This window comes from Craurococcus roseus (genome assembly GCF_039523795.1).
In the GTDB taxonomy this organism is placed as follows: Bacteria; Pseudomonadota; Alphaproteobacteria; order Acetobacterales; family Acetobacteraceae; genus Craurococcus; species Craurococcus roseus.
Genome location: NZ_BAAAFZ010000008.1, coordinates 1 through 24,927 on the forward strand (window position 1 = coordinate 1; position 24,927 = coordinate 24,927).

Genomic DNA, 24,927 nt, shown 5'->3' on the forward strand with positions numbered 1-24,927 from the left:
CGCGCGCTCGCGCGGCAGGGGCCGCGTCCGTCTGCGCCGCGCCGGCGACAGGCTGAGGTGGGCGGCGCCGGCGTTCAGAGCGACCCGGCGCAAGTCGCGGCGTAGGCCGGGGCGGAAGGCGCAGCGCGGGCGCCGGCCCGGCGCAGGCTGAGGTTGCTGTTCACGGCAGGCCCGCCCGGGCCGCAGCAGATAGGGTGCGGGGCCGGCGCGGGTGGGGGTCGTCGGTCACACCAGTCCGGCGAAGGTCGCGGCCGAGAGCGCGGCGCCGGCGAGGCCGAGGGCGCCCGCCACCCAGGCGAGCGAGACGGTGCCGGTGATGATGCCGGCGCTGGCGAGCACGATGCCGACCTGGAGCAGCGCGGCGGCGGCGTCGAAGCGGCCGTCCTCCTTCATGGCGCGGTCGCGCGCTTCCTCGGCTTCGCGGGCGCGGGCGGCCAGTTCGCGGCGGCCTTCGCGGGTTTCGGGCTCGGATTCCCAGCGGGAGAGGGTGGCGCGCCAGCGGCCGATCTGCTGCTCCATGGCGCCGCGGGCCGCCGGGTCGGCGAGCTGGGCGGCGTCGAGCGCGGCGCGGTCGGCCTCCGCCGAGAGCACCGTTTGGCGGATGGTGCGGGCCTGGAAGAAGGCCCAAAGGTTGCGCTCTCGACGTTGCGCATCTGCGCTTCCGTCTTGGCGTCGTCGCCGGCGACTTCCGTCAGCGCCAGCGCGAGGGCGAGCGCCGCGATCAGCAGGGCGACGCGCTTGTTCTCGGCGCCGAGTTCGATGGCTTCGTGGGCTTCGGAGGCCTTGTCGGACATCGACGCGCCTCAGCGCCGCGCGATGAGGGGGCAGTTGCCTTCCTCGATCGGACGGAAGGCCTGCTCGGCCGGCACGGTGCCGGCGAGCTTGTAGTAGTCCCACGGGCCTCGGCTCTCGGCGGGCGCCTTCACCTCGAACAGGTAGGCGGGGTGGATCTTGCGGCCGTCCTCGCGGACAAGGCCGGGGCCGAAGCAGTCGTCGTCGGTGGGCATGGCCTTCATGCGGCGCACGACCTCGCCGCCGCTCGCCTTGGCGCGGGCGGGGCCGAGGTCGGCAACGGCTTTCAGGTAGTGCAGGCAAGCGGAATAGGTGCCGGCGTGCTCCTGGTTCGGCCAGTTCTGCGGCGTCTTGGGGCGGACGCGGTCGGTGAAGGCGCGGGTGCGGTCGTTGAGGTCCCAGTAGAACACCTCGGACAGCAGGAGGCCCTGCGCGGTTTCCAGGCCGATGGCGTGGATGTCGGTGGTGAACATCACCAGGCCGGCGAGCTTTTGGCCGCGGCGCGTCAGGCCGAACTCGCGGGCCTGCTTGATGCAGTTCACCGTGTCGGCGGCGGCGGTCGCCAGCCCCACGACCTTGGCGCGGCTGGACTGCGCTTGGAGGAGGAAGGCGGAGAAGTCGGTGGTGCCCGGGAAGGGGAAGCGGGCGGAGCCGAGCACCTTGCCGCCGGCGGCCTGGACGAAGCGCGAGGTATCGCGCTCCATTTGATGGCCGAAGCCGTAGTCGGCGGTGATGAAGTACCAGGTGTCGCCGCCGTTGCGCACGGTGGCGCTGCCGACCGCGTTGGCGAACATCCAGGTGTCGTAGGTCCACTGGATCGTGTGGGTGGAGCACTGCTCGCCGGTCAGCGCGGAGGAGGCGGCGCCGGAGGCGAGCTGCGCCTTGTCCTTCTCGCGGGCGAGATTGGCGACGGCGAGCGCGATGGCGCTGTTGTTGACCTCGCACACCATGTCGACGCCGTCCTGGTCGAACCAGCGGCGGACCAGGGCGAGCGCGGCGTCCGGGCGGTTCTGGTGGTCGCCTTGCACCACCTCGACGCGGATGCCGCGGGCGGCGGCGCCGGAGTCCTCCACCGCCTGCTGGGCGCAGACCACGGAGGTGGGGCCGGAGGTGTCGCGGTAGGGGCCGGAGAAGTCGGCGAGGACGCCGATGCGGATGACCGGGTCGCGCGGCACTGCGGACTGGGCGGAGGCCGCGGCCGCGGGCAGCGATCCCGCGGCGCCGAGCAGGGCGCCGCGACGGGTGGTGGGCATGGGCTCGGCTCTCCTCCACGGGCGGGCGCTGGGCGCCGGGCGCCGCCCACCGTTTCGGCCGTGGTGTGGAGGCGCGGCGGCGGGGCGTCAATCCGCGGGCGTCCGTCGCGCGACGACCGCGCCGGCCGCGCGTTGCAGCCGCGGACATCGAAGGACACGCAAACATGGCCCCGTCCGACCCGGTCCCGTCCCCAAGGCCGGAGATCCCGCCTGCCCCGTCGCCCGGCCCGGAGATCCCGCCTTCGCCGAGTCCGGCTCCGGGCCCGGCGCCCATCCCGCCCTCGCCGGGCCCTTCGCCCGGTCCGGAGTTGCCGCCGACGGCGCCACCCGGGCCGCGGGAGATGCCGCCGCCGCGGGCGTGAAACGCGGCGGGCGGGCCGATGCGCCAGGTTGGAAGAGGGACGGCGGCGCGGGGTCCGCCATCCCGCGCCGTGCTTCCGCCTGCGCTCCGCTCGGCCGCGGCCGGGTTAGGGCGCGAGGCCGTTTCGGAGGGGCGTTTCGTGGGCCGCGGGCGCATCGTGCCCGGCGCCGGGTTCCGGGCGGGCCGCGGCGCTGCGGCCCATACGTCCGGGTTCAGTTCAGCGCCAAGCTGGCCGGCCCAGGTTGACCTTGCGGCCGCTGGTCAGCGCGCCACCCGCGGCGCCGGCGGCGCCGCCGATCAGCGCGCCGCTGCCGAGGCTGCCCCCGGTCAACGCGGCTACGCCGGCCCCGGCGCCCGCCCCAATCAGGCCGCCCGACACCGCGCGGTCGCCGGTGCTGTGGCCGCACGCGCCGAGTCCGAGCGCGGCCGCCGCCAGCAACGCGATGCCGGTTTTCCGCATGTTCGATGTTCCCCTGAGGCGCAGAGCGCGCGTTGCGTTCGGAGAACATTACATTTTGATTTTGAAAACGTCCAGCGCGCGATGCGGCCGAGGTAGCGCGGGAATTCCCGCTCCGCTTCCGGGCGCCGGTTCAGTTCACCGCCAAGCTGGGCGACCGGAGTTGAGGCCAAAGGGCGTGGACAGCGGGCCACCCGCCGCGGCACCGGCGGCCGCGCCGCCGGCGAATCCACCGCGCCCCAGCGCGGCCCTGCCGCCGACCAAGGAGCCGTCGGCGTTGCCGCTGCCGACCGCGCCGACCGGCGTCATCCGGCCGTCGTTGGTGGCGTTCCGGCCGCCGCCGCACGCGCCGAGGCCGAGCCCGGCCAGGACCAGCAGCGCAAAACCCGTCGTCCGCATCATGGCAGGTGCTCCTTCGAGGGCAGAACGCGCGCGCGCGCGCGCCGTTGCGCGATGCCGACCAGGGTTCGACGCCGGGGAGGCGCGCTTGCGCCGTCGGGACGGGCGGCGGATGCTCCCTGCGCCGGACCGGCGTGCGACGACCGGACCGCGGGAGGAGCACGGTGGGGCCGCTCAAGGGACTGCGCATCCTGGAGTTCGCCGGCATCGGGCCGGGGCCGTTCTGCGGGATGGTGCTGGCCGACCTCGGCGCGGAGGTGGTGCGGCTGGACCGGCCGGAGGGGCAGCCGGGCTCGCGGCGGGATTTCGTCGGGCGCGGGCGGCGCTCCGTGGCGCTGGACCTGAAGGCGCCGGGCGCGGCGGATGTGGTGTTGCGCCTAGTGGAGCGCGCGGACGCGCTGGTCGAGGGGTTCCGGCCGGGCGTGATGGAGCGGCTCGGCCTCGGGCCCGACGCGTGCCACGCTCGCAACCCGCGGCTGGTCTACGGGCGCATGACGGGCTGGGGGCAGGACGGGCCGCTGGCGCAGGCCGCGGGGCACGACATCACCTACATCGCGGTTACGGGCGCGCTCTGGTCGATCGGGCGCGCGGGGGAGCGGCCGGTGCCGCCGCTCAACCTCGTCGGCGACTACGGTGGCGGCGGGATGCTGCTGGCGGTGGGCGTGCTGGCGGCGTTGCTCGAAGCGAAGACCTCCGGGCGCGGGCAGGTGGTGGACGCGGCGATGGTGGACGGGGCGGCGCTGCTGATGGCGCCGGTCTACGCCATGCTGGCGCGCGGGCGATGGAAGAACGAGCGCGGCGCCAACATGCTCGACGGCGCGGCGCCCTGGTACGACACCTACGAGTGCTCGGACGGGCGCTGGGTGGCGGTGGGGCCGATCGAGCCGCAGTTCTTCGCGCTGGTGGCGGACAAGATCGGGCTGGACGAGGCCTGGGGCTCCGGCGACCGCATGGACCCGGCGAACTGGCCGGCGCTGCGCGAGGCGATGGCCGCAGCCTTCCGCCGGCGCACGCGCGACGGCTGGGCGGCGGTGTTCGAAGGGACGGATGCCTGCGTGGCGCCCGTGCTGGATCTGGCGGAAGCGGCCGCCCACCCGCACAACGCGGCGCGCGGGGTGTTCGTGGAGCGCGAAGGGGCGGCGCAACCGGCGCCGGCGCCGCGCTTCTCGCGCACCGCCCCGGAGCCGGGGGCGCCGCCGCCGCTGCGCGGCGAGCACACGGAGGCGGTGCTGGCCGAATGGGGTTTCGCGGCGGCGGAGATCGCCGCCTTGCGGGACGCCGGCGCCATTCCCGCGGCTTGAGAGGAGCACTCAACATGGACACCGTCGCCAACGCGTTCTCCTCTCCCGGCGGCGGGCTGGCCGGGCCACGCACGGTGCTCAACGCGGAGCACGAGATGTTCCGCGACGCGGTGCGCCGCTTCTTCGAGCGCCACGTCGCGCCGCACCACCGGCAATGGGAGCGGGACGGGATCGTGCCGAAGTCGCTCTGGCTGGAGGCCGGGGCGCAGGGGCTGCTCTGCCCGATGCTTTCCGAGGAGTATGGCGGGGCGGGCGGGGATTTCGGCCACTCCGCCGTCATCATCGAGGAGATCGCGCGGTTCAACGCTTCGGGCGTGGGCTTCCCGCTGCATTCGGACATCGTGGTGCCCTACGTCGCCGACCTCGCCACGCCCGAGCGCAAGCGCGAGTGGCTGCCGCGGATGGCGCGGGGCGAGCTGATCGGCGCCATCGCCATGACCGAGCCGGGGATGGGCAGCGACCTGAAGGCGGTGCGGGCGACGGCGCGGCGGGACGGCGACCACTACGTCATCGACGGCTCCAAGACCTTCATCTCCAACGGGCAGAACGCGGGCCTCGTCATCGTCGTCGCCAAGACCGACCCGGCGGCGGGGCGGAAGGGCATCAGCCTCATTTGCGTGGAGGAAGGGACACCGGGGTTCACGCGCGGGCGCAACCTGGAGAAGATCGGGCTGCACGCGCAGGACACCTCGGAGCTGTTCTTCGACGGCGTGCGCGTGCCGGTGGCCAACCTGCTCGGGGAGGAGAACCGCGGCTTCTCCTACCTGATCCGCAACCTGCCGCAGGAGCGGCTGGTGATCGCCATCCGCGCCGCGACCGGCATGGAGGTGATGCTGGAGCGCACGGTGGCCTACGCCCGCGAGCGGCAGGCCTTCGGGCAGGCGGTGATCGACTTCCAGCACAACCGCTTCAAGCTGGCGGAGGCCAAGGCGCAGGCGGCGATGTTCCGCGTCTTCGCCGACCACTGCCTGGCGCTGCACCTGCGCGGCGAGCTGACGGTGGAGTTGGCGGCGGCGGCGAAGCTGCTGGGCGCGGAGATGCAGAACCGCCTGTTCGACGACTTCCTCCAGGTGCACGGCGGCTACGGCTACATGGCGGAGTACGAGATCGGCCGCGCCTGGGCGGACGCGCGCGTGGGGCGAATCTACGGCGGATCCAGCGAGATCATGAAGGAGATCATCGGGCGGACGCTGTAGCGGCGCCCTTCGGCCCGCCCGCGGACATGTCAGGGGACTGAGGGCGCGGGCGGCGCTAGGCTTGGCGACCGGCGAGAAGAACACACGGGAGGCGTCGAAACATGGCTTTCAACCGCCGCGCAGCGATGGCGCTGCCCTTGGCCGCGCTCGGGGCGCCGCGCGTGCTGCGGGCGCAGCAGGAGCGCTTCCCGAGCCGCCCGATCACCGTGATCGTCCCCTTCCCGCCCGGCGGCGCGACGGACGTGCAGATGCGCTCCATGGCGGAAGCGGCGACGCGGGCCTTCGGCCAGACGGTGCTCGTGGAGAACAAGCCGGGCGCGGGCAGCACGCTCGGCGCGTCCCAGGTCGCCCGCGCGCAGCCGGACGGCTACCTGCTGACGCAGATGACGCTGCCCTGCCTGCGGCTGCCTTGGATGCAGCCGATGCCCTTCGACCCGCGCAAGGACTTCACGCCGATCATCCACCTCACCGGCTACCTGTTCGGCGTGGTGGTGCGGGCGGACGGGCCGTACAAGACGTGGGGGGACTTGGTTGAGGACGCGCGCCGCCGGCCGGGCCGGGTGCGGATCGGCAACACCGGCGCCAACGGCACCCCGCACCTGACGGTGGTGGAGCTGGCCGAGCGCGAGAAGCTCGACGTGATCCACGTGCCGTTCCGCGGCGAGGGCGACGCGGTGCCGCAGGTGCTGGGCGGGCACATCGAGGCGCTCGCCGCCGGCTCAGGCGCGGGCAAGCTCGTGGACGAGGGCAAGCTGCGCTTCCTGAACCTGTGGGTCGGCCAGCGGTCGGAGCGCTGGCCGGAGGTGCCGACGCTGGTGGAACTCGGCTACCAGGGGATGGTCGTCACCTCGCCCTACGGCCTGTGCGGCCCGGCCGGCATGGACCCTGCGGTGGTGAAGACGCTGCACGACGGGATGAAGCTGGCGCTGTTCGACCCGCAGCACCTGGCGACGCTCAAGCAACTGGACCAGCCGGTGGAGTACCTGGACAGCGCCGCCTATGGGCGGTTCATGCTGGAGACGATCGAGATGGAAAAGCGCCGTGTGGAGCGGTTGGGGCTGCGAACGGGGTGAGGCCGCGTGACCGCGGCGCCCGCCGTCAGGCGTCGCGGGCCGCCGGGCGCAAGGCTTCTTCGACGCGCCGCGGCTCGCGGGCGATCACCGTCAGGTAGCTGCGCGCGGTGCGGTCGGGCTGGCGGCGACCGCTTTCCCAGTTCTGCACCGTATCCAGGCCGAGGCCGAAGCGGACGGCGAATTCCTCCTGCGTCAGCCCCAGCCCGTCACGGATCGCCTTGACGTCGACCGTCTCGGGCGCGCCGTGGAGGACGGCGCGGATGCCGAAAGACTCCATCAGGCGGACCACCGTGTCCACGTCGTCCATGACGGGCAGGGCCACATAAGCCTTCGTCTCGACGAGCATCTGCTCCATCACGCGCTTGGCGCGGAGGAGCGGGATGCCGCGGCGGGTGAGTTCCACGGCAGCGGAAACGGTGTTGAAGCTCCTCCGGTCAGGGAGGGGCGTCAGGACGAAGGCGGCGGGCGAACCGGACGCGACCCTTTCTATGGCCCGGATTGGCCCCAGTCGTGCGAACCGCTCCCTCAACGACGATTCCATCGAAGCCCATCCTCTCCATCACCATGTCGGCCACGATCCGCAGGTTCGCCACCCCGACCGAGTTGGGCCGCAGCAGGTCCCCGAAGGTGTGCAGGCCGATCAGTACCAGGGCGTTCCCGTCCATCCTCGGCTCGGCCATGAACCGCAGCGGGCCATCGGGCGTGCCAACCACGGCCGTCACGACCGGGTCCGAAGTCGCTTCGTCGTCCAACTCGAACGATAGCTCTTCGGTGCGCCACACCGGATGAACGCTACGTCAACGGCGTAGAACTCCAAGCGCCGGCTTCGCGCGCTCGCTGTCCGTCACCGCAAATACCGCTCCTTCAACAAGCGCCGCAGCAGCTTGCCAGCCTCGCTGCGCGGCAGTTCCTCCGTGAACTCCCAGGAGCGCGGGCGCTTCGGCCCGGCCAAGCGGTCGCGGCACCACGCTTCAAGGCTGGCGGTGAGCGCCGCTTCCGCCGCCGCGCCGGGCCGCGGCACCACGACGGCGTGGACGCTTTCGCCGAATTCGGGGTGCGGGACGCCGACCACTGCGACTTCCGACACGTCCGGGTGCGCGGCCAGCGCCGCTTCGATTTCGGCGGGGTAGAGGTTGACGCCGCCGGACAGGATGAGGTCGGCCCGGCGGTCGGAGAGGTACAGGTAGCCCTCCTCGTCCAGCCAGCCGAGGTCGCCCAGCGTGCCCCAGCCGCGGTCGTTGTAGGCGGCGGCGGTCTTCTCCGGCGCGTTGTGGTAGGCGAAGCGCGGCGCGCCCTCGAACCAGATCTGGCCGGTCTCGCCGGGCGGCAGCTCGCGGCCCGACGCGTCGCCGATGTGGACGCGCACGCCGTTCACCGGACGGCCGACGGAGCCGGGGCGGCGCAGCCATTCCTCCGAGTCGATGACGGTGGTGCCGACGCCTTCGGAGCCGGCGTAGTATTCGCGCAGGATCGGGCCCCACCACTCGATCATCGCGCGCTTCACCGATGGCGGACAGGGCGCGGCGGCGTGGATGGCGCAGCGCTGGGAGGACAGGTCGTGGCGGCGCCGCACTTCTTCCGGCAGGGCGAGCATGCGGACGAACATGGTGGGCACCCATTGGCTGTGGGTGACACGGAACCGTTCGATGGCGGCGAGCGCGGCTTCGGGCTCGAACTTGCGGAGGATGACGGCGGTGCCGCCCTCGCCAAGGGTCCGCTGCACGTAGCGGTTCGGCGCGGCGTGGTAGAGCGGCGCGGGGGAGAGGTAGACCATGCCCTCCTCGAACCCGTAGAGCTCGCGCCACGTCATGTCCCATTCCGGCTTGTCGGCGTCGGCGAAGGGGATCAGCGGGCGGCGGATGCCCTTGGGCAGGCCGGTGGTGCCGGAGGAGTAGAGGAACTCGCGCCCGAGCGGGCGTTCCGGCAGCGGCGCGGTCTCCGGGTACGCGGCGAGGGCGGATTCGTAGCTCTCGTGGCCGGGCAGGCCCGTGGCGCCCAGCGCGTAGCGGGGCAGGCCGCCGGTGGCCCCTGCCCTTTGCAGCTCCGCCGCGAGGTCGGCGAGGGCGTCGCTGACCACGAGCAGGCGGGCGCCGCTGTCGCGCAGCACGTGCGCGACCTCCGGCGGGCGAAGGTGGATGGAGAGCGGCGTGTAGTAGAGGCCGGCGTCGCGCGTCGCTTGGTGCAGTTCCAGGAACTCGGGGCGGTTGTCGAGCAGCAGGGCGATGCCATCGCCCGGCTGGAGGCCGAGGCCGACGAGCCATCGCGCGGCGCGGTTGGCGCGCGCCGCAAGGGCGCCGTAGGCCACCGCCGCGCCCGTTTCCGGGAACAGCGCCGCGGTCCGCTCGGGGCACCGACGCGCCCAGTGCGCGAGTTGCGCCATGGCCCTCTCCTCCCCCGTCCGCCGAGGGTGCGGCGGAGCCGGACTCGGCGTCAATCGCGGGGCGCGCTTCCGGCGCCATGCTCGGCTGACAGCGGGGCGGAATCGCCGCAAGATGCGCGCCGTCCGGGACCGGCCCGACGCCGCCGCCATGGCGGCGGCCCGGTGCCTCTTGGGGAGAAGCCGTCCATGCTCAACCGCCGCCTGCTGCTCGGCGCGTCCGCCGCGCTGCCCTTTCTCCCGCCCGGCGTGGCGGAGGCGCGGGCGCCCTTCCGCAACACGACGCCGGCGGCCTGGTACCGTTTCAAGGTCGGCGATTTCGAGGCCACGGTGGTGTCCGACGGCAGGCTGCCGCTCGGCGCCATCCAGCCGGCCTTCCCGACCTCGTCGCCGGACGAGGTTTCGGCGCTGATGCGCGACCACTTCCTGCCGCCCGACAGCGCGACGCTGGAGCAGAACGCGCTGGTGGTGAACACGGGCCGCCACCTCGTCCTGTTCGACACCGGCATGGGCGAGAGCATGGGCGAGCAGAGCAAAATGTTCGGCCCCACCACCGGCAAGCTGCTCCAGAACCTCCGCGCCGCCGGCATCGAGCCCGGGCAGATCGACGTGGTTTGCGCCACCCACGCGCACTGCGACCACGTCTGGGCCCTGGTGAACCGCCGCGGCCAGCGCGTGTTCCCGAACGCGCGCGTCGCCATCAGCGAGGCCGACCTGCGCTTCTGGACGGACGATGGCAACAAGCGCGGGCCGGAATTCATGAAGGTGTTCATCGACGGCGCCAAGAAGAACCTGTCCGCCTACCGCGACCGCATGATCATGGTGCGCGACGGGCAGGAGGTGGTGCCGGGCGTCACCGCCTTCGCCGCGCCCGGGCACACGGTCGGCCACCACGTCTACGCCGTCCGCTCGGGGAACGAGACGCTGGTGAACACCGGCGACCTGGCGCACCACCAGGTGCTGCTGCTGCGCAAGCCGGCCTGGGAGTTCGCCTTCGACACCGACCCGAAGCAGTCGGCGCAGACGCGGAGCAGGATGCTCGACCGGTTCGCCACCGACCGCGAGCGGATCCTGTCCTACCACTTCCCCTGGCCGGGCATCGGGCACGTTTCGCGCGAGGGCGACGGCTACGAGTGGATGCCGTCGCCGATGAACCTGACCTCCGTCTCGTAGATGGCGGGGGCTCCGGGCGGCGACGAGGATGAGGACGACGACAGCGACGTGCCGCCCGGCCTGCCGCGGGACGCGCCCTTCGTCATGTCGCCCGCCGGACACGCGGCGCTGACGGAGGAGGCGCGGCGCCTGTGGCAGGAGGAGCGGCCGCGCGTGGTGGAGGTGGTGTCCTGGGCCGCCTCGCTCGGCGACCGCAGCGAGAACGCCGACTACCAGTACGGCAAGCGGCGGCTGCGCGAGATCGACCGCCGGCTGCGCTTCCTCCGCAAGCGGCTGGACCGGGCGCAGGTGGTGGACCCGGCGAAGCCGGCGCGGCGCGACCGGGTGTTCTTCGGGGCGACGGTGGAGTACGCGCGGGAGGACGGCGCGGAGGCGGCCGTCACCATCGTCGGCCTGGACGAGGCGGACGCCGGGCGAGGCCGCATCTCCTACGCCGCGCCGGTGGCACGCGCGCTGCTCGGCGCGTCGGTGGGCGACTTGGTGAAGCTGCGGACGCCCGGCGGCGTGGAGGAATTGGAGGTGCTGGCGATTCGCTACCCGGAGCCCGGGAACCCTCCGTGAACCCCCTGTGGCAGGACGGTTCCGTGCGGCAACGCCCCGCCCTGGCAGGCGTTTTCGGGTTGCAACAGCAGCGAGATTCCATGCCTGACCAAGCAGAACGGACGTGCGCTCCGCCGTTCGTCCATGGCGCGGAGACCCTCCCGTGGGGCGTGACGGTGGACGCCTACAACGCGGAGATCCGCGCCGGCCACGGCTTCCTCGGCGACCAGGCGAGCAACCGCGCCTTCAAGGCGATCCTCGACCACTGGCGCGCCAAGCTCCAGGACGCGGACGAGGACCCGCTCGGCGAAACGCCGACCGACGCCATCAGCCGCGGCCAACTCGACAGGATGCTGGCGGAAGGGGATTGGGAAGCGGGCGGGCTGGTTCACGGCGTGGTGGAGGAGTTCGCGCAGTCGCTCGCCGAGGTGGCCGGGCGGCTGCTGGACGAGCCGGCCTGGCACGGCACCGAATGCGTGGTGGTCGGAGGCGGCATGCGCGCGAGCCGGGTGGGCGAACTGGCGATCGGCCGCGCCTCCATGCTGCTGAAAGGCGACGACGGGCGCGCGGTGGATTTGGTGCCGATCCGCCACGACCCGGACGAGGCGGGGTTGGTCGGCGGCGCGCACCTGGTGCCGCCCGAGGCGCTGTCGGGCTTCGACGGCGTCCTGTGCGTTGACATCGGCGGCACCAACATGCGGGCCGGCGTGGTGCTGCCCGAGCTGGACGAAGCGCCGGACCTGTCCGCCGCCCGCGTCTGGGCTTCCGAGGTGTGGCGCCACGCCAAGGAGAAGCCCGGGCGGGAGGCGGCGGTGGGGCGCCTCATCGACATGTTGCGCGGGCTGGCCGGCAAGGCCGAGGAGCACGGCCTCCGCCTCGCGCCCTTTGTCGGCGTCGGCTGCCCGGGTCGCATCAACGGGGCCGGTTGCATCGAGCGCGGCGGCCAGAACCTGCCGGGGGACTGGGAAGGCAGCCGTTTCAGCCTTCCGCGCAGCGTCCGGGAGGGGCTGCCTCGCATCGGCGGGCGGGACACGGCGGTGGTGGTCCACAACGACGCCGTGGTGCAGGGCCTGAGCCAAGCGCCGTGGATGCGGGGCGTGCGGCACTGGGCGGTGCTGACCATCGGCACCGGCCTCGGCAACGCCAGCTTCACCAACCGCGACGGTGGCTGACGCGGCGGCGCCATCCTCCGGGGCGCCGGAGGCCGTCCTGGCGGCGCTGGAGGCGCGGTCGCGGCGCCACGAGACGCCTTGCGGCGACGGCGCGATGGCGTGGCGCGAGTGGGGGCCGCCGGGCGGCGGTACAGAGCGGCCGCTGGTGCTGTTCCACGGCGGCTCCGGGTCGTGGCGGCATTGGGTGCGCAACATCGAGCGGCTTTCCGCCGACCGGCGGGTGGTGTGCCCGGACCTGCCGGGCCTCGGCCGGTCCGCCATGCCGCCGCGGGCGGACACGCCCGCGCCGATAGCGGCCGTGGCGCGGGCGGGGCTCGCTTCCGTGCTGGACGGCGCGCACGAGCCCTACGACCTCGCCGGCTTCTCCTTCGGCGCGCTGGTGGCGGGCCACGTCGCGGCCGAGGCCGGGCCCGAGTTGCGCAGCCTGATGTTGGTCGGCGCCGCGTCCATGGGCCTGCCGCGGCCGCGGACGGAGTTGGTGACGGTGCGCGACAAGGAAGGCGACGAGCGGGTCGCTGCGCACCGGCACAACCTGGCGGTGCTGATGTTCGCCGACCCGGAGCGGATCGACGGGCTCGCGCTGCACGTGCAGGAGTTGAACACGCGGGAGGCGCGCTTCCGATCCCGCGGCTTCGCCGGCACCGCCCTGCTGCGCGACGCCGTCGCCCGGGCGGCGGCGCCGGTGGCGCTGGTCTACGGCGAGCGGGACGCCATCGCTTGGCCGGAGGTGGAGGCGCGGTTCGCCGCGCTGCGCGCGGTGCGCCCCGACGCCTGGACCGGCGTGGTCCCCGGCGCCGGGCATTGGGTGGCCTACGAGGCGGCGCCGGCGTTCGACGCGATGCTGCTCGACATGCTGGACCGCCGGCGGGCTTGACGCCCGAAGCGCGGGCCGCGCTCGCCGCAGACAAACCGCGGGCCGCAGCCCGCGGCGGCCCCGGTTCCGATGCCGGCAGCCACGGCCGCGAAGGGGGCGAGCGCCGGCTTACGACGCGAGCGCGAAATGGGAGCGGTAGAAGTCGATGCTCCTCTCCAGCCCGGCCTTCAAGCCGGTTGCCGGACGCCAGCCCAGCGCATCGCGCGCCTTGCCGCAGTCCAGCCGCATGTCCGGGATCTCGTGCTTCGCGGCGTTCTCCACGCGCACGCGCGGCGGCTTGCCCATCAGCGCGCAGATCTTCTCGACCAGTTCGATCACGCTGACCTGCACCTCGAGCGAGAAGTTGAAGGCTTCCCCGGCGAGCCCGTCGTCGCCGTCGAACAGCCGGCCGAGCAGGAAGGTGTTAAGGTCGGCCGCGTCCTCGATGTACAGGAAGTCCCTGGTGAACTCGCCGGTCGAGCGCAGCACGATCTCCTCGCCGAGGAGGTTCTGGCGGATGGCGTAGGGGACGATGCGGGTGAAGTTGTAGTCGTACCCGCCGAAGTAGTTGCCGCAGCGGACGACGACGACCGGGATGCCGTGCGCCTTGCCGTAGTACTGGGCCGCTTGGTCCTGGGCCACCTTGGCGATCTCGTAGATGTTGGACGGCTTCAGCACCATCGTTTCGCGGAAGGGGACGGGGTTGGTGCCGTAGACCTTGTCCGTGGAGTGGCACAGGAACGGGATGCGCCGCCCGCTCCTCCTGACCGCCTCGAGCAGGCGCAGGCCGATCAGCGCGCAAGCGTCGAATGTTTCGAGCGGGTGCTGGAGGCAGCGGTTCAGGTCGCCGAAGGACGCCATGTGGATGACGGCGTCCGGCGCCTCCGCCGCGACCAACTCCTCGGCGACCCGGGGGTCCGTGAGGTCGGGCCGCACCTCGCGGCACGAACGGCCGAGGTCCAGCGCGTGGTACCGCGGCTTCGGGTGTGGCGGCTGCGCCGAGCGCGGGTTGAGGCAAGCGACCACCTCGTGCCCGGCGTCGAGCAGGCGCGACACCACCCAACCGCCGAGGAAGCTCGTGGCGCCGGTGACCAGAATCTTGGGCATGGATGCGTTCCCGATATGCCGGCGTGTCGTCGCTGGTCGTTGACCTCACGCCGCCGCCGAGGCCCCTGGGCCGCGCATGGAGGCGCGGCGCCGGACAGGGCCGTGTTGTGTTGGGCTTTTGCGATGGCGCTGCAGCGAACCGCGGGGCTCGCTGGACGCGCCTAGGGGCTGCCGCGCTTCGCGCGAGCGATCCGGCCCCGAGTCAGCTTGGATGCCTTATGGCGGCGTCATGGCCGACGGCGGCACGCGTGCCGGCAAGTGGCGGAACATCATTGCGGCTTGTTAATACCGACGACGGCGCGAAGCAAGCTCCGTCCGATCGCCGCTCGCACTCGTCATCGCGCGCCGGCGGTTCGCGCGGTTCGGGACGGGGCTGCCGGTCCGGGGCGGGACCCGGTGACGCGCCTCCCGCACCGGGGAAGCTCCCGGGCCGGGGCCCCGGCAGAGGGCGCGCGCGTCGAGGGGCCGAAAGGCGCCTCGATGGGACGCTTCGCCTTGGTCCGGGGCGCCCTGCGCCATGCCGTCGCCGATCGAAGCGCCCTCCGCGGGTCCGGCCTCCGTCACGCCGGCACCAGCAGCCCGGCGGCGATCGCCGCGTCGGCGGCGGCGCGCACGGCAGCGAAGGGCTGGCCGGCGCGTTCGGCCATGTCGAGCAGGGTGTGGCGGCCGTCCGCGAGGTTCAGCACCCAGAGCAGCGTCATCTGGTCGAAGCCGCGCCCCGTCTCGCCCGGACCGGTGCCGCCGATGGCGGCGTAGAGGCCGCGGCGGCCGAGCTGCGGCTCCCCGTAGGGCGCGGTGGAGCGGAGCAGGGCGTCGCCCTCGATCACGTCGGCGATGCGCTCCAGCGCCGCGTAGGAGCGGGCCAGGTGCTCCGGCCGCACGAAATCCAAGTCGTCGGCGGAGGTGTGGTACTCCGGGAAGGTGCCGTTCGGGGAGCGCATGAGGCAGCCGACCGGCAGGTCGAAGCCGGGCGAGCAGTACTGCCGCTCGTCGTAGCCGTAGGGGATGAAGGGCAGCAGTTGGTTGCCGGCGCCCTCGTGCCGGAGCACGTGCGCGGCGATCCGGTCGATGGACGCGTTTCCGCGGCGCGAGGCCTTGTAGTGGAAGGCGCCGCCGTCGCCGAGGCAGCTCAGCACCAGCCCGTGCCGGATGCGCCCCACGGCGCCGTCGCGGTTCGCGGCCAGCCACGCGACGGAGCCGATGGTGCCCGGGATGAAGAGGAAGCGCCAGGTGAGGCGGCGCTTCCGGCCCTCCAAGGCGCGCGCCAGTTCCAGCGCCAAGGACAGGCCCGACAGGTTGTCGTTGGCGAGCGAGGGGTGGCAGCAGTGGACGGAGATCAGCACCTCGTCCGCGCTCTCGCCCGGCAGGACGCATTCGCCGTAGGACAGGGCGCCGGGCGCGAGGTCGGCGTCTATGCGCACGCGGTAGGCGGCGTCCGTCAAGCTTTCCCGCAAGCGGTGCGGCAGGCAGAAGCCCCAGGTGTCGCTGTAATAGGCGGTGCGGTACGGGATGAGGTCCGGCTGCTCCGGCAGGCTGTGCAGGTGACGCTGGAGTTCCTCGTTCGATACCACGCGGTCCACGGCCTTGCTGTATTGCAGCAGGTGCAGGCTGTGGCGCGCGAAATCCACCACCGTCTCGCCGTCGAGGCTGCGTATCCAGGCGCTGCGCGGCGTCCATTCGCGCGGCACGGCCCAGTCCAGCGCCGGCGTCCCGCTCGGCACCTCCCGTACGGCGAGCGGCAAGCGCTCGGCGACGTAGGCCAGGGTGGCGCGGAGGCCAGGGCCGGTGATGCTGCGGCAAACCGCGTAAAGGGCGCGGCAGTGGGCGTGCAGGGCTTCGCCCGTGACGCCGGAAGACGGCCCCCCGTCGCCGCGCACCTCCTGGCTCGCTGCCTCGGCTCGATCTAGCGGCAAGTCGCGCCTCCGAAGTCTCGTGCTTGCGACCATGCACCAACCGGCGCCGCCGCGCGCTTCATTACCCCGTCACAGAAGATTAAGCGTTGTTAACGATATTAAGTACTCGCGAGATGCTTTGGCGCAATTGCCCAAACCGTCTGCGTGAGCGAATGTACCTCCGCCAGTTCGGTCCTTCAACGTCCGACCAGCGGCGGCGCGGGACGGCAACTCGACTTGTGGAGCGTTGGATGTGGTCGCGGGGTCGCTTGAACGCTTCGCTCCGAGTTGTGCGGCGCGTCGTGGCACTGGTGGCGTCGCGTGCTCGACAAGCCGTGGCGGCGGCGGCCGCACGGCCTCGGCCGCGCTTCGGAACCCCAGCCCGGCCCGGCTTCCGGAGCGGTTACACCGGCGGTTCGCCGGTGCTTGGCATCGGCGCGACGCGCCCATGCGCCGGCTCACGCCATCCGGCGAACAACGAGACGTAATTTGTGGATGCCCGGCGCGTGACGCAATAATAACGGTACCGAAGGGAGCCAGTTGAAATGAACGCCTCTCCAGTCGTTCTGGAGGTCACCGCGGCCGGACTGACCAGCGAGACACCGTCTCCCGCGGCCGGAACCTCCACTTGCCGTTGCTGCGGAGCGTCGCTGACCGAGACCTTCGCCGACCTCGGCATGACGCCTCTCGCCAACTCCTACGTCGACCCGCCTCGCGCGTCGGAGATGGAGCCGTTCTACCCGTTGCACGCCCTGGTGTGTTCCGACTGCCGCTTGGTCCAGCTCGCGGAGTTCGAGAGCCCCCAGACCATCTTCTCGAACTACCTCTACTTCTCGTCCTTCTCGGACGCTTGGCTGGGCCACGCGGCGGAGTACGCCGCGCGGATGATCGAGCGGTTCGGCCTCGGGGCGGAGACCCCGGTGGTGGAGGTGGCCAGCAACGACGGCTACCTGCTACAGCACTTCGCCAAGCGGGGCATACCCGTGCTCGGCGTCGATCCGGCGGCCAACGTGGCGCGAGCGGCCATCGCGCGCGGCATCCCCACCGACATCGCGTTCTTCGGCGCGCGCACGGCGCACCGCCTGCGCGAGACCCATCCGGCGCCCATGCTGATGGCGGCGAACAACGTGCTGGCGCACGTGCCGGACCTGCACGATTTTGTGGAGGGGTTCCGCGTCCTGCTGGCCCCCGGCGGGGTCGTGACCTTCGAGTTCCCGCACCTGCTCCGGCTGATGGAGCGGAACCAGTTCGACACGATCTACCACGAGCACTTCTCCTACCTGTCGCTGTTCGTGGTGGAGCGGATCTTCGGCCAGCACGGCTTGCTGGTGTTCGACGTGGAGGAGTTGCCGACCCACGGCGGATCGCTGCGCGTCTTCGTCCGGCACGCCGAGGACGCCGCGAAGGCGGAGACCCCGGCCGTCGAGCGGGTGCGGGCGGCCGAACGCGACGCCGGGCTGGACGGGATGGACGCCTACCGCCGCTTCGCCGCCCGCCCGGTGGAGACGAAGCGCGCCCTGCTCGACTTCCTGATCGGCGCGCAACGGGCCGGGCAGAAGGTCGTGGGCTACGGGGCCCCGGCCAAGGGCAACACCCTGCTCAACTACTGCGGCGTCGGGAAGGAGTTGCTGCCCTTCACCGTGGACCGCAACACGCACAAGCAAGGCCTGCTGTTGCCGGGCACCCGCATCCCCATCCGCGCGCCGGAAGCCATCCTGGAGGAGAAGCCCGACTACGTGCTGATCCTGCCCTGGAACCTGCGGGACGAGGTGGCGGCGCAGATGTCGTGCATCCGCGCTTGGGGCGGGCGCTTCGTGGTGCCGATCCCGACCGTCGAGGTGTTCTGACAGCCGGCGGCGACCGGGGCGGCACGCGTGCGCCCGGCTCCGCCCCGGTGAGGGCGCGCGAAAGAACCCCTTCCGGCCAATCGGGGCGGGGCGGTTCAGACGCCGCCTTCGCTGCGGAACGCGCCTTCCAGCGCCGGTTCGCCGTGCCCAGGGCGCGCGGCCGCCGTGCGCAGGTCCTGCCTGGCTTGGCTGAGTTCACGCTCCGCTTCGACGAGGCGCGTCTCCGCTGCGCGGAGCTGTTGGCGCGCCGCTTCCACCCGCTCGGCGGAGTGGCGGGCGGTGACGTCAGAACGGAGGTGGGCGGTTTCGGCTTCGGCCCGGCTGCGGCGCACCTCCTCCAGGAGCGCCGCCACCATCAACGCCAATCCGGACAGCGCCGCGATGGCGAGCAGGCCGATCGATACGCTCGTTTCCCCGGGCGGCAATGACCGCGCGGCCAGCGCCGCGAGCAAGGCGGCCAGCAACGCGCTGTCGCGGCCGAACACCACGGCGGTGAGCAGCAGCGCGGGGAGCAGCACCAGGGCGGCGGCCGGCACCGTGACCAAGGGCAGGGCCGCCACGGAGGCGAACACGGCGAGCACCAGCGCCGCGGCACCGAGATCCCGCGCGAGGGCGGGAAGGGCGCGGAGCCGTTCGCCCTGCTCCAGTGCGTACCGAAGGCGCCACATGCGGCGACGATAGGGGTGCGCGGCCAGGACGGGAAGATCACCGGCCGCGCTTCCCGGGCTCCTCGTGCGCCTCCCCGCGGCAGGACGCTCGGCTCGGCCGGCGGGCCGGCGCTCCGCACCGCCGCCCACCCGCCGCCGCGCTCTCCCTGGAGACACCGGCGCAACGGAATCGCGCTGCCGACGTTGTTCGTTCCACGGCCGGTCACCCGCCCGGCGTCGACACCTTTCTGGACCCGGTCCATGCCCCTGCCCCCCGCCCCGAAACGCAGGGGCCTCTCCGCCGCCATGCCGGGTTCCAGGCTCGAGATGCTCCAGGTCGGGGCGATCGTGGTGGCGACGCTCTACTTCGCGCGGGACATGCTCATACCGATCGCGCTGGCGGTGCTGCTCTCCTTCGTCCTGGCGCCGCTGGTGCGGGCGCTCGGGCGCTTCTACGTGCCGCGCGTCGCGGGCGTGCTGCTGGTGGTGGCGCTGGGCTTCGGCCTCATCCTCGGCATCGGCGCCGTGATGGGGCGGCAAGCCACCAGCCTCGCGGCGAACCTGCCGGCCTACAAGGCGACGGTGGCGGAGAAGCTGCAAGGCCTGCACGGCGCCGGGGGCGTCCTGGACCGGATGACCGGCGTGCTGCACGAACTCGGCACGGCCGCGGCGCCGCCGAACGGCCCTGCGGACGGGCCGCCGGGCGACGCGCCCAGGCCCGACACCCCGGCGGGCGCGCTCCGGACGGCGCCGGGCGGCGTGGGCGATCCGTCGCGGCCCGTGCCGGTGGAGATCCGGTCTCCGGACCCGACCGCCTTCGAAATGCTGCAGCGGGTGGCGGAGCCGCTCCTGGAGCCGCTGGCGACCGTCGGCATCGTCGTGGTCCTGGTGATCTTCATCCTGCTGTACCGGGAGGACTTGCGCGACCGGATGATCCGCTTGGCGGGAGCGCGGGACCTGCACCGCACCCTGGCGGCGATGGACGACGCCGCCTACCGCCTTTCGCGCTACTTCCTGGCGCAGGTGGGGTTGAACTCGGGCTTCGGGCTGTTCATCGCAGCGGGCCTTTGGCTGATCGGCATCCCCAACCCGTTGCTCTGGGGCTTCATCGCCGGCCTGATGCGGTTCGTGCCCTTCATCGGCGCCTACATCGCCGCCGCCTTCCCGATGATGCTGGCGCTGGCGGTGGGCCCCGGGTGGTCGTCCGCGCTCTGGGTGCTGGCGTTGTTCGCGGTCAGCGAACCGTTGATGGGGCACGTGTTGGAGCCCTGGATCTTCGGCCACTCCACCGGCCTTTCGCCGGTCGCGGTGATCGGCGCCGCGGCGTTCTGGACGTGGCTCTGGGGGTCGATCGGGCTGTTGCTGGCGGTGCCGCTCACCGTCTGCCTAGTCGTACTGGGGCGCCACGTGGAGCAGCTCGAGTTCCTGGAGGTGATGCTGGGCGACCAGCCGCCGCTCGACCCGGAGGAGGCCTTCTACCAGCGGGCCCTGGCCGGCGACGAGGACGCGCTGGCGGAGCAGGCGGAGGCGTGCCTGCGCGAGCAACGCCTGCCCCAGTACCTCGACGCCGTCGCGCTTCCGGCGCTGGCGCTGGCGCAGGCCGACGCCGCGCGCGGGGCCCTGACGCCGGAGCGGCGGGAACGCCTGGAGCGGAGCGTGGTGACGCTGCTCGAAGACATCGAGGAAGCGGACGAGGGGGTGGCGGCCAAGGCCGCGAAGGAAGCGGCGAAGGCCGCGGCGGCGGTGAACGGCGGCAAGGAGGACGCGCCCACGGACGAAGGGGAGGAAGGCGGAACGGCGCCGCCGGCGCCGGGGCCCGTGCCGGCCCGGTGGCAGGCGCGGGGCGCGGTCCTGTGCTCGTCCGGCCGCGGCGCCTTCGACCCGTTGCTCGCCACCATGGTGGGTCAGGCGCTGGCGCGGCGCGGCTTCGGCGTGCAGATCGGCGGCCGGGGAGCGCCGCTCGCGGGCGCGCCGCCGCTGCTCTTGTGCCTGTGCTTCGTTGAGGGCGGCGCGAGCGCGGCCGCCGCCCGCTACCTCCTGCGGCGCGCGCGCCGGCAGCACCCGGGCATCGCCACACTGGCGCTCGCGTGGTCGCCGGAGGAGGATGGCGCCCTGGCCGCGGCGCTGGAAGCGGAAGGGCACACGGAACCGGTGCTGCTCGCGCGCAACGTCGCGGAAGCGGTGGAGTTGGTGGTGGAAACGGCTTGCGCCGACGCCGCGGAAGAACCGGCTCCCCCGGCAGAAGCGCGCGCAGCCGCCGCCGCCGCCGCCGCCGAAGCGGCGGCCGGGTCCGACCCGTCGGTTCTCGGGGGCGCGCCCGCCGTTGCTTGACCCGGGGCGCGGCGCCGCGCTTCCGGCCCCACGCGCCACCGGCGCGTCGGGCGGCTCGTCCGAGGCTTCCTAGCCCGCCGCGGGTCGTTCATCCGCTATCACCTTGCCGTCGGCGGGCAGCGCGCCGGGCGGCACCAGTTCCACTTCGCCGCGCAGGCGGGTGGCGTCGTGCAGACTCTCGGCGAGGGCGGCTTGCAGGCCGGGCGGCGCGGCGCCGCCCGCCGGCATTTCGGCGCGGAGCGTCATCGCGTCCTGCTCGCCTTGTCGGGTGACGACCAAGCGCAGGCGGCCCAGTTCGGGATGGCGGCGGGCGATGGCCGCGACCTGCTCGGGGCGGACGAACATGCCGCGCACCTTGGCCGTCTGGTCGGCGCGGCCGCGCCAGCCGACGATGCGGAGGTTGGTGCGGCCGCAGGGCGAGGCGGCGGCGCCCGGCACCACGGCGGACAGGTCGCCCAGCGCCAGGCGTAGGACCGGGTGTTCCGGGTCGAGCACCGTGACGACCACCTCGCCGATCTCGCCATCGGGCACAGGGTCCCCGGTGCCGGGGCGGACGACCTCCACCACGATGCCCTCGTTCGCCACCAAGCCTCCGCGCGCCGACGTCTCGTAGGCCACGCAGCCGAGTTCGGCGGTGGCGTAGCACTGGAAGGCTTGCACGCCGCGGGCCGCGAACTCCGCTTGCAGGGAGGCCGGGAAGGCGGCGCCGGAGACCATCGCCTTGCGGATGCTCGACGCGGGGCGGCCGGCGGCGTCCGCGGCGTCGAGCAGGATCTTCAGGAAGTCCGGCGTGCCGCAATAGGCGGCGGGGCGGTAGTGCGCGACCGCGTCGAGCTGCTGCGCCGTGTTCCCCGGCCCGGCCGGGATAACGGCGCAGCCGAGCGCGCGGGCGCCGCTGTCCATGATCCAACCGCCCGGCGTCATGTGGTAGCCGAAGGTGTTGAGCACGACGTCGCCGGCGCGGAAGCCGGCCGCGTGCAGCGCCCGCGCCATGCGCCAGGGATCGACGCCGGCGGGCTGCGGCTCGTGGATCGGGCCGGGCGAGGCGAAGAGGCGCGGGAAGGCGCCGGCCGGCGCGGCGAGCAGGCCACCGAAGGGTGGTGCCTCGGCTTGCAGAGCGGGCAGGTCGGATTTCCGCAGCAGCGGCAGGCGCGCCAGGGCGGAGCGATCCGTGACCGTGGACGGGTCCACGCCGGCGAGGCGCGCGGCTTGCGCCGGCGCCCGCATGGCGGCGGCCACGGCGGCGGGGAGGCGTGCGGCGATCTCGGCCTCGCGCGCCGCCATCGGCCGAGTTTCGCGCTCGTCGTAGTGCTGCTGGTGGTCCGGCATCGCGGCGTCCTCTGCCCTGCCCCGCGGCTTGCCCCGCGCGCCGGCGGCGGGTCAAGGCCGACCCGCCGGGCGGCGATTGCGGCGTGGGCCCCGCCCCGTCAGGCTGCCCGCCAGAAGCAACGATCCCGGAGGCCACGAGGATGCGGCAAAGGCGGCATCTCATCGGGAAGGTCGGGCTCCTGGCCGCCGCGCTCTGCGCCGTGGCGGCGGCGGCGCAGGGCCGGGCGGCATGGGCGCAGGCGCCGCGGCCCGACGGGGGCGGCGGGCGCATGTTCCGCATGGCGACCAGCACGGACGCCGCGACGCTCGATCCGCACGCCACCAACGCGCTGTTCACCTTCCTCGTCGTCGCGCAGGTGTACGAGCCGCTGACCCACCGCGGCGGCGACATGCGCGTCCACCCCGGCTTGGCGGAACGGTGGGAGCAGGTGGGGGCGACGCGCTGGCGCTTCTTCCTGCGCGACGGCGTGCGCTTCCACGGCGGCGAAGCGTTCGACGCCGAGGACGCCGTGTTCAGCCTCATGCGCGCCAAGGCGCCGACCTCCAACTACGGCATCTTCGTGGACACGCTCGACCGGGCGGAGGCGGTGGACCGGCTGACGGTGGACCTCGTCACCCGCGTGCCCGATGCCACCATCCCGGACAAGATGACCCGCGTTCTGATGATGGACCGCGGCTGGTCGGAGGCGAACCGGGCCGAACGGCCGCGGAATTTCGGCCAGCGGGAGGAGACGCACGCCGCCCGCAACGCCAACGGCACCGGGCCCTTCACCATCCGCTCGCGCGAGGCGGACCAGCGCACGGTGATGGTGCGGAACCCGGCCTGGTGGGGCGCCAACGGCGGGCCGGGCGGGGCCGCGGGGAACGTGGCCGAGTGCCACCACATCGTCCTGTCCTCGGACGCGACGCGGGTGGCGGCGCTGCTCTCGGGCGAGGTGGACATGGTCCACGTCGTGCCCGTGCAGGACGTGGAGCGCATCCGCCGCGACCCGCAGCTCCGCGTGCTGGAGGGGCAGGAGAACCGCACGGTGTTCCTCGGCATGCGGCAGGACACGGACGAGCCGCCGGGCGGCGACAGCAGAGACGGCAACCCGTTCCGCGACCTCCGCGTGCGCCAGGCGGTCGCGCACGCCATCGACGTGGAGGCGATCCGCCGGCGGACGCTGCGCGGGCAAGCTATCCCCGCCGGCAGCATGTGGACGCACTTCGTCAACGGCCACAGCCCCGAAGCCGAGGGGCGGCTCCCCTACGACCGCGAGCGCGCCAGCGCCCTGCTGGCCGAGGCGGGCCACCCGAACGGCTCCGCGGCGACGCCGGATTGCCCGGTCGGCACCTACGACGAGGCGTGCCAGGCGGTGGTGGCGACGCTGACGCAGGTGGGCGTCCGCGCCTCGCTGAACCTGCAGCCGAACACCCAGTTCATCGGCCGCGTCCAGCGGCGGGAAACGGCTTCTACATGCTGTCCTGGGGCGTGCCGACCTTCGACGCGCTCTACACCCTGCGCGCCATGATGGCGTCCCGCGGCATGGCGGGCGGCGCGTCCTGGAACACCGGCGGCTGGAGCGAGCCGCGCTTCGACGAACTGGTGCGCGCGGTGGAGGCGGAAACGGACGCCGAGAGGCGCCGCGCCTTGATCCGGGAGGCGCACGCGCTGCACAACGCCCGGCTCGGCCACGTCACGCTCTACCACATGATGATACCCTGGGCGCACCGCGCCGGCGTGCGGGTGGCGCACCGGGCCGACAACCAAGTGCAGGTGCGGGAGATCCGGCTGGAGTAGCGGGCGGCGGCGCCGCGCCGCGGCAAGGGCGCGACGGGCTTGCCGCGGCGGGTCGGCACGATCCTGCTCGTGCTTGCCGGCACGCTCGCCGCCGTCGGGGCGGCGGCGTTCCTGTTAGTGGGCCGGTACGATTTCGGGCCATTCGCGGCCGGGCGCACCGGCGACGCCCTGGGCCGGCCGGTCGCGGTCGACGGGCTGCGCGTGTCGCCCGGTCGGTGGGTGACGGTCGACCTCACCGGCGCTCGGCTGGACAACGCCGCCGGCGGCAGCCGCCCGACCATGGTCGAGGTCGGGAGGCTGGTGGCCGAAGTCGAGGCCGTGTCGCTGCTGCGCTGCCCGGTGGTGGTGCGTCGGCTGGAGGTCGATGGTCTGTCCGTGCTGCTGGAACGCACGGCCGACGGCACCCCCAACTGGCGGTTCGGGCCGCGTGTGGAACGCGAGCCGACGCGGGCACCCGCCGGCCGTTCCTGGTTCCCCATGCTCCTCGACGCCCGGCTGCTGCGGGGCGAGGTGGTGTTCCGCACCTCCAGCGGGGCCGAGTTGCGGACGCTGCTCGACGAGGCGGCGTGGCGGACCGAGGGTGCGGACCGGCCCGTCCGCCTCGCCGCCGAGGGTGCTTACAACGGCGTGCCGGTCCGCCTCGGCGGCGACCTGCGGCCCATCGCCGAACTACGGGACGCGGCGAAGCCCTACGGCACGGACCTGCGCTTCGCTTCGGGCGACACGACGCTCGAATTCAAGGGCACGATGACGGACCCGCTCAACGCGGCCGGCATGCGGGGCGAGCTGTCCCTCGCGGCACCGACGCCGGGCGCCTTGATGGCGGTCGCGGGTGTTTCGGGTGAAGCCGACGCGTCGCTAGCGCTCGGCGGCACCCTGGAACGGTCCCGCGATTCGTGGCGCCTCACCGGCGACGCCGGCGCGCTGGAGCGGGGCGAGATCACGGCCGGAACGCTGCGCCTGGCCGAAGGCGCCCGGGGCGAGCCGGACGACGCCGCGGTGGAACTCGCCTTCGGCCGGCTCGACCTCAACGAGTTGCTGGGGACC

Annotated in this window: 22 protein-coding genes; 11 read left to right on the plus strand and 11 right to left on the minus strand. The window is 73.3% G+C overall.

Translation table 11 applies throughout. The features are described 5' to 3' along the window. Nucleotides 1-225: 225 nt before the first annotated feature. From ABD067_RS02945 to ABD067_RS02960, 4 genes are all read right to left on the minus strand, one after another. Entirely contained in the window at nt 226-897 is a 672-nt protein-coding gene (locus ABD067_RS02945) for a DUF4337 family protein (protein WP_343893661.1), read from the minus strand. Further along, nucleotides 804-2,045, minus strand: coding sequence for an ABC transporter substrate-binding protein (locus tag ABD067_RS02950; RefSeq protein ID WP_343893662.1), 1,242 nt, complete (start codon nt 2,043-2,045; stop codon nt 804-806). The genes ABD067_RS02945 and ABD067_RS02950 overlap by 94 nt, the downstream gene beginning before the upstream one ends. A 578-nt stretch (nt 2,046-2,623) precedes the next feature. Beyond that, on the minus strand, nt 2,624-2,866 hold the full coding sequence (locus ABD067_RS02955) for a hypothetical protein (RefSeq protein ID WP_343893663.1): 243 nt from the start codon (nt 2,864-2,866) through the stop codon (nt 2,624-2,626). Nucleotides 2,867-3,001: 135 nt separating this feature from the next. Beyond that, the gene (locus tag ABD067_RS02960; protein ID WP_343893664.1) at nt 3,002-3,265 is read right to left on the minus strand and encodes a hypothetical protein; all 264 of its coding nucleotides are present in this window, start codon (nt 3,263-3,265) and stop codon (nt 3,002-3,004) included. 161 nt (nt 3,266-3,426) lie between these two features. On the opposite strand from ABD067_RS02960, the gene ABD067_RS02965 reads away from it, so the two are divergent. From ABD067_RS02965 to ABD067_RS02975, 3 genes are all read left to right on the plus strand, one after another. Continuing rightward, nucleotides 3,427-4,563 (plus strand): CaiB/BaiF CoA transferase family protein, encoded by a 1,137-nt coding sequence (locus ABD067_RS02965; protein WP_343893665.1) that lies wholly within the window; start codon nt 3,427-3,429, stop codon nt 4,561-4,563. 14 nt (nt 4,564-4,577) lie between these two features. Beyond that, nucleotides 4,578-5,759, plus strand: coding sequence for an acyl-CoA dehydrogenase family protein (locus ABD067_RS02970; protein WP_343893666.1), 1,182 nt, complete (start codon nt 4,578-4,580; stop codon nt 5,757-5,759). 101 nt (nt 5,760-5,860) lie between these two features. After that, nucleotides 5,861-6,832 carry a tripartite tricarboxylate transporter substrate binding protein gene (locus tag ABD067_RS02975; RefSeq protein WP_343893667.1) on the plus strand — a complete coding sequence of 324 codons (972 nt, stop codon included), beginning with the start codon at nt 5,861-5,863 and terminating at the stop codon, nt 6,830-6,832. 25 nt (nt 6,833-6,857) lie between these two features. Here the strand turns inward: ABD067_RS02975 and ABD067_RS02980 are convergent, their stop codons facing one another. The 3 genes from ABD067_RS02980 to ABD067_RS02990 form a co-directional block, all read right to left on the minus strand. Then, nucleotides 6,858-7,187 carry a helix-turn-helix domain-containing protein gene (locus ABD067_RS02980; RefSeq protein WP_343893668.1) on the minus strand — a complete coding sequence of 110 codons (330 nt, stop codon included), beginning with the start codon at nt 7,185-7,187 and terminating at the stop codon, nt 6,858-6,860. Nucleotides 7,188-7,266: 79 nt separating this feature from the next. Beyond that, nucleotides 7,267-7,584: a hypothetical protein gene (locus tag ABD067_RS02985; protein WP_343893669.1), complete on the minus strand. Its 318-nt coding sequence runs from the start codon at nt 7,582-7,584 to the stop codon at nt 7,267-7,269. A 92-nt stretch (nt 7,585-7,676) separates the two neighbouring features. Further along, on the minus strand, nt 7,677-9,212 hold the full coding sequence (locus ABD067_RS02990; RefSeq protein WP_343893670.1) for an AMP-binding protein: 1,536 nt from the start codon (nt 9,210-9,212) through the stop codon (nt 7,677-7,679). Between the two features lie 186 nt (nt 9,213-9,398). On the opposite strand from ABD067_RS02990, the gene ABD067_RS02995 reads away from it, so the two are divergent. The 4 genes from ABD067_RS02995 to ABD067_RS03010 all read left to right on the plus strand — a co-directional run bounded on the left by ABD067_RS02995 (nt 9,399) and on the right by ABD067_RS03010 (nt 12,968). Further along, a complete protein-coding gene (locus tag ABD067_RS02995) occupies nt 9,399-10,382 on the plus strand; it encodes an MBL fold metallo-hydrolase (RefSeq protein ID WP_343893671.1) in 984 nt (327 codons plus the stop codon). An 84-nt stretch (nt 10,383-10,466) separates the two neighbouring features. Next, complete coding sequence (greB, locus tag ABD067_RS03000; protein WP_456305236.1) at nt 10,467-10,943, plus strand: transcription elongation factor GreB; 477 nt, start codon at nt 10,467-10,469, stop codon at nt 10,941-10,943. Between the two features lie 80 nt (nt 10,944-11,023). Then, the gene (locus tag ABD067_RS03005) at nt 11,024-12,094 is read left to right on the plus strand and encodes a hypothetical protein (RefSeq protein WP_343893673.1); all 1,071 of its coding nucleotides are present in this window, start codon (nt 11,024-11,026) and stop codon (nt 12,092-12,094) included. Further along, a complete protein-coding gene (locus ABD067_RS03010) occupies nt 12,087-12,968 on the plus strand; it encodes an alpha/beta fold hydrolase (protein ID WP_343893674.1) in 882 nt (293 codons plus the stop codon). The genes ABD067_RS03005 and ABD067_RS03010 overlap by 8 nt, the downstream gene beginning before the upstream one ends. Before the next feature lie 108 nt (nt 12,969-13,076). Here the strand turns inward: ABD067_RS03010 and ABD067_RS03015 are convergent, their stop codons facing one another. Both ABD067_RS03015 and ABD067_RS03020 read right to left on the minus strand, forming a co-directional pair. After that, a complete protein-coding gene (locus tag ABD067_RS03015; RefSeq protein ID WP_343893675.1) occupies nt 13,077-14,054 on the minus strand; it encodes an NAD-dependent epimerase/dehydratase family protein in 978 nt (325 codons plus the stop codon). A gap of 560 nt (nt 14,055-14,614) precedes the next feature. Then, the gene (locus ABD067_RS03020) at nt 14,615-15,967 is read right to left on the minus strand and encodes a DUF4910 domain-containing protein (RefSeq protein ID WP_343893677.1); all 1,353 of its coding nucleotides are present in this window, start codon (nt 15,965-15,967) and stop codon (nt 14,615-14,617) included. Nucleotides 15,968-16,491: 524 nt separating this feature from the next. Here ABD067_RS03020 and ABD067_RS03025 point away from each other — a divergent pair. Further along, nucleotides 16,492-17,793 (plus strand): class I SAM-dependent methyltransferase, encoded by a 1,302-nt coding sequence (locus tag ABD067_RS03025; protein WP_343893678.1) that lies wholly within the window; start codon nt 16,492-16,494, stop codon nt 17,791-17,793. A 95-nt stretch (nt 17,794-17,888) separates the two neighbouring features. On the opposite strand, the gene ABD067_RS03030 is transcribed toward ABD067_RS03025, so the two are convergent. Beyond that, nucleotides 17,889-18,461, minus strand: coding sequence for a hypothetical protein (locus ABD067_RS03030; RefSeq protein WP_343893679.1), 573 nt, complete (start codon nt 18,459-18,461; stop codon nt 17,889-17,891). A gap of 240 nt (nt 18,462-18,701) precedes the next feature. On the opposite strand from ABD067_RS03030, the gene ABD067_RS03035 reads away from it, so the two are divergent. Continuing rightward, entirely contained in the window at nt 18,702-20,771 is a 2,070-nt protein-coding gene (locus ABD067_RS03035; protein ID WP_343893680.1) for an AI-2E family transporter, read from the plus strand. Between the two features lie 69 nt (nt 20,772-20,840). Here ABD067_RS03035 and ABD067_RS03040 read toward each other — a convergent pair whose 3' ends face one another. Then, a complete protein-coding gene (locus ABD067_RS03040; RefSeq protein ID WP_343893681.1) occupies nt 20,841-22,100 on the minus strand; it encodes a phenylacetate--CoA ligase family protein in 1,260 nt (419 codons plus the stop codon). A 140-nt stretch (nt 22,101-22,240) separates the two neighbouring features. Here ABD067_RS03040 and ABD067_RS03045 point away from each other — a divergent pair, with 140 nt between their 5' ends. Beyond that, nucleotides 22,241-23,611 (plus strand): ABC transporter substrate-binding protein, encoded by a 1,371-nt coding sequence (locus ABD067_RS03045; protein ID WP_343893682.1) that lies wholly within the window; start codon nt 22,241-22,243, stop codon nt 23,609-23,611. Continuing rightward, entirely contained in the window at nt 23,557-23,880 is a 324-nt protein-coding gene (locus ABD067_RS03050; RefSeq protein ID WP_343893683.1) for a hypothetical protein, read from the plus strand. Before ABD067_RS03045 ends, ABD067_RS03050 begins: the two co-directional genes overlap by 55 nt. The last annotated feature ends 1,047 nt before the right edge of the window (nt 23,881-24,927 follow it).

Bases quoted from the DNA above. Each gene is read 5' to 3' on its own strand.
- ABD067_RS02960 (WP_343893664.1), bottom strand. From the start codon at position 3,265: ATGATGCGGACGACGGGTTTTGCGCTGCTGGTCCTGGCCGGGCTCGGC.
- ABD067_RS03035 (WP_343893680.1), top strand. From the start codon at position 18,702: ATGCCCCTGCCCCCCGCCCCGAAACGCAGGGGCCTCTCCGCCGCCATG.
- ABD067_RS03025 (WP_343893678.1), top strand. From the start codon at position 16,492: ATGAACGCCTCTCCAGTCGTTCTGGAGGTCACCGCGGCCGGACTGACC.
- ABD067_RS02995 (WP_343893671.1), top strand. From the start codon at position 9,399: ATGCTCAACCGCCGCCTGCTGCTCGGCGCGTCCGCCGCGCTGCCCTTT.
- ABD067_RS02955 (WP_343893663.1), bottom strand. From the start codon at position 2,866: ATGCGGAAAACCGGCATCGCGTTGCTGGCGGCGGCCGCGCTCGGACTC.
- ABD067_RS02975 (WP_343893667.1), top strand. From the start codon at position 5,861: ATGGCTTTCAACCGCCGCGCAGCGATGGCGCTGCCCTTGGCCGCGCTC.
- ABD067_RS02980 (WP_343893668.1), bottom strand. From the start codon at position 7,187: ATGGAGCAGATGCTCGTCGAGACGAAGGCTTATGTGGCCCTGCCCGTC.
- ABD067_RS03045 (WP_343893682.1), top strand. From the start codon at position 22,241: ATGCGGCAAAGGCGGCATCTCATCGGGAAGGTCGGGCTCCTGGCCGCC.
- ABD067_RS02970 (WP_343893666.1), top strand. From the start codon at position 4,578: ATGGACACCGTCGCCAACGCGTTCTCCTCTCCCGGCGGCGGGCTGGCC.
- ABD067_RS02950 (WP_343893662.1), bottom strand. From the start codon at position 2,045: ATGCCCACCACCCGTCGCGGCGCCCTGCTCGGCGCCGCGGGATCGCTG.
- ABD067_RS03040 (WP_343893681.1), bottom strand. From the start codon at position 22,100: ATGCCGGACCACCAGCAGCACTACGACGAGCGCGAAACTCGGCCGATG.
- ABD067_RS03030 (WP_343893679.1), bottom strand. From the start codon at position 18,461: ATGTGGCGCCTTCGGTACGCACTGGAGCAGGGCGAACGGCTCCGCGCC.
- ABD067_RS03015 (WP_343893675.1), bottom strand. From the start codon at position 14,054: ATGCCCAAGATTCTGGTCACCGGCGCCACGAGCTTCCTCGGCGGTTGG.
- ABD067_RS03005 (WP_343893673.1), top strand. From the start codon at position 11,024: ATGCCTGACCAAGCAGAACGGACGTGCGCTCCGCCGTTCGTCCATGGC.
- ABD067_RS03050 (WP_343893683.1), top strand. From the start codon at position 23,557: ATGCTGTCCTGGGGCGTGCCGACCTTCGACGCGCTCTACACCCTGCGC.
- greB (WP_456305236.1), top strand. From the start codon at position 10,467: ATGTCGCCCGCCGGACACGCGGCGCTGACGGAGGAGGCGCGGCGCCTG.
- ABD067_RS02990 (WP_343893670.1), bottom strand. From the start codon at position 9,212: ATGGCGCAACTCGCGCACTGGGCGCGTCGGTGCCCCGAGCGGACCGCG.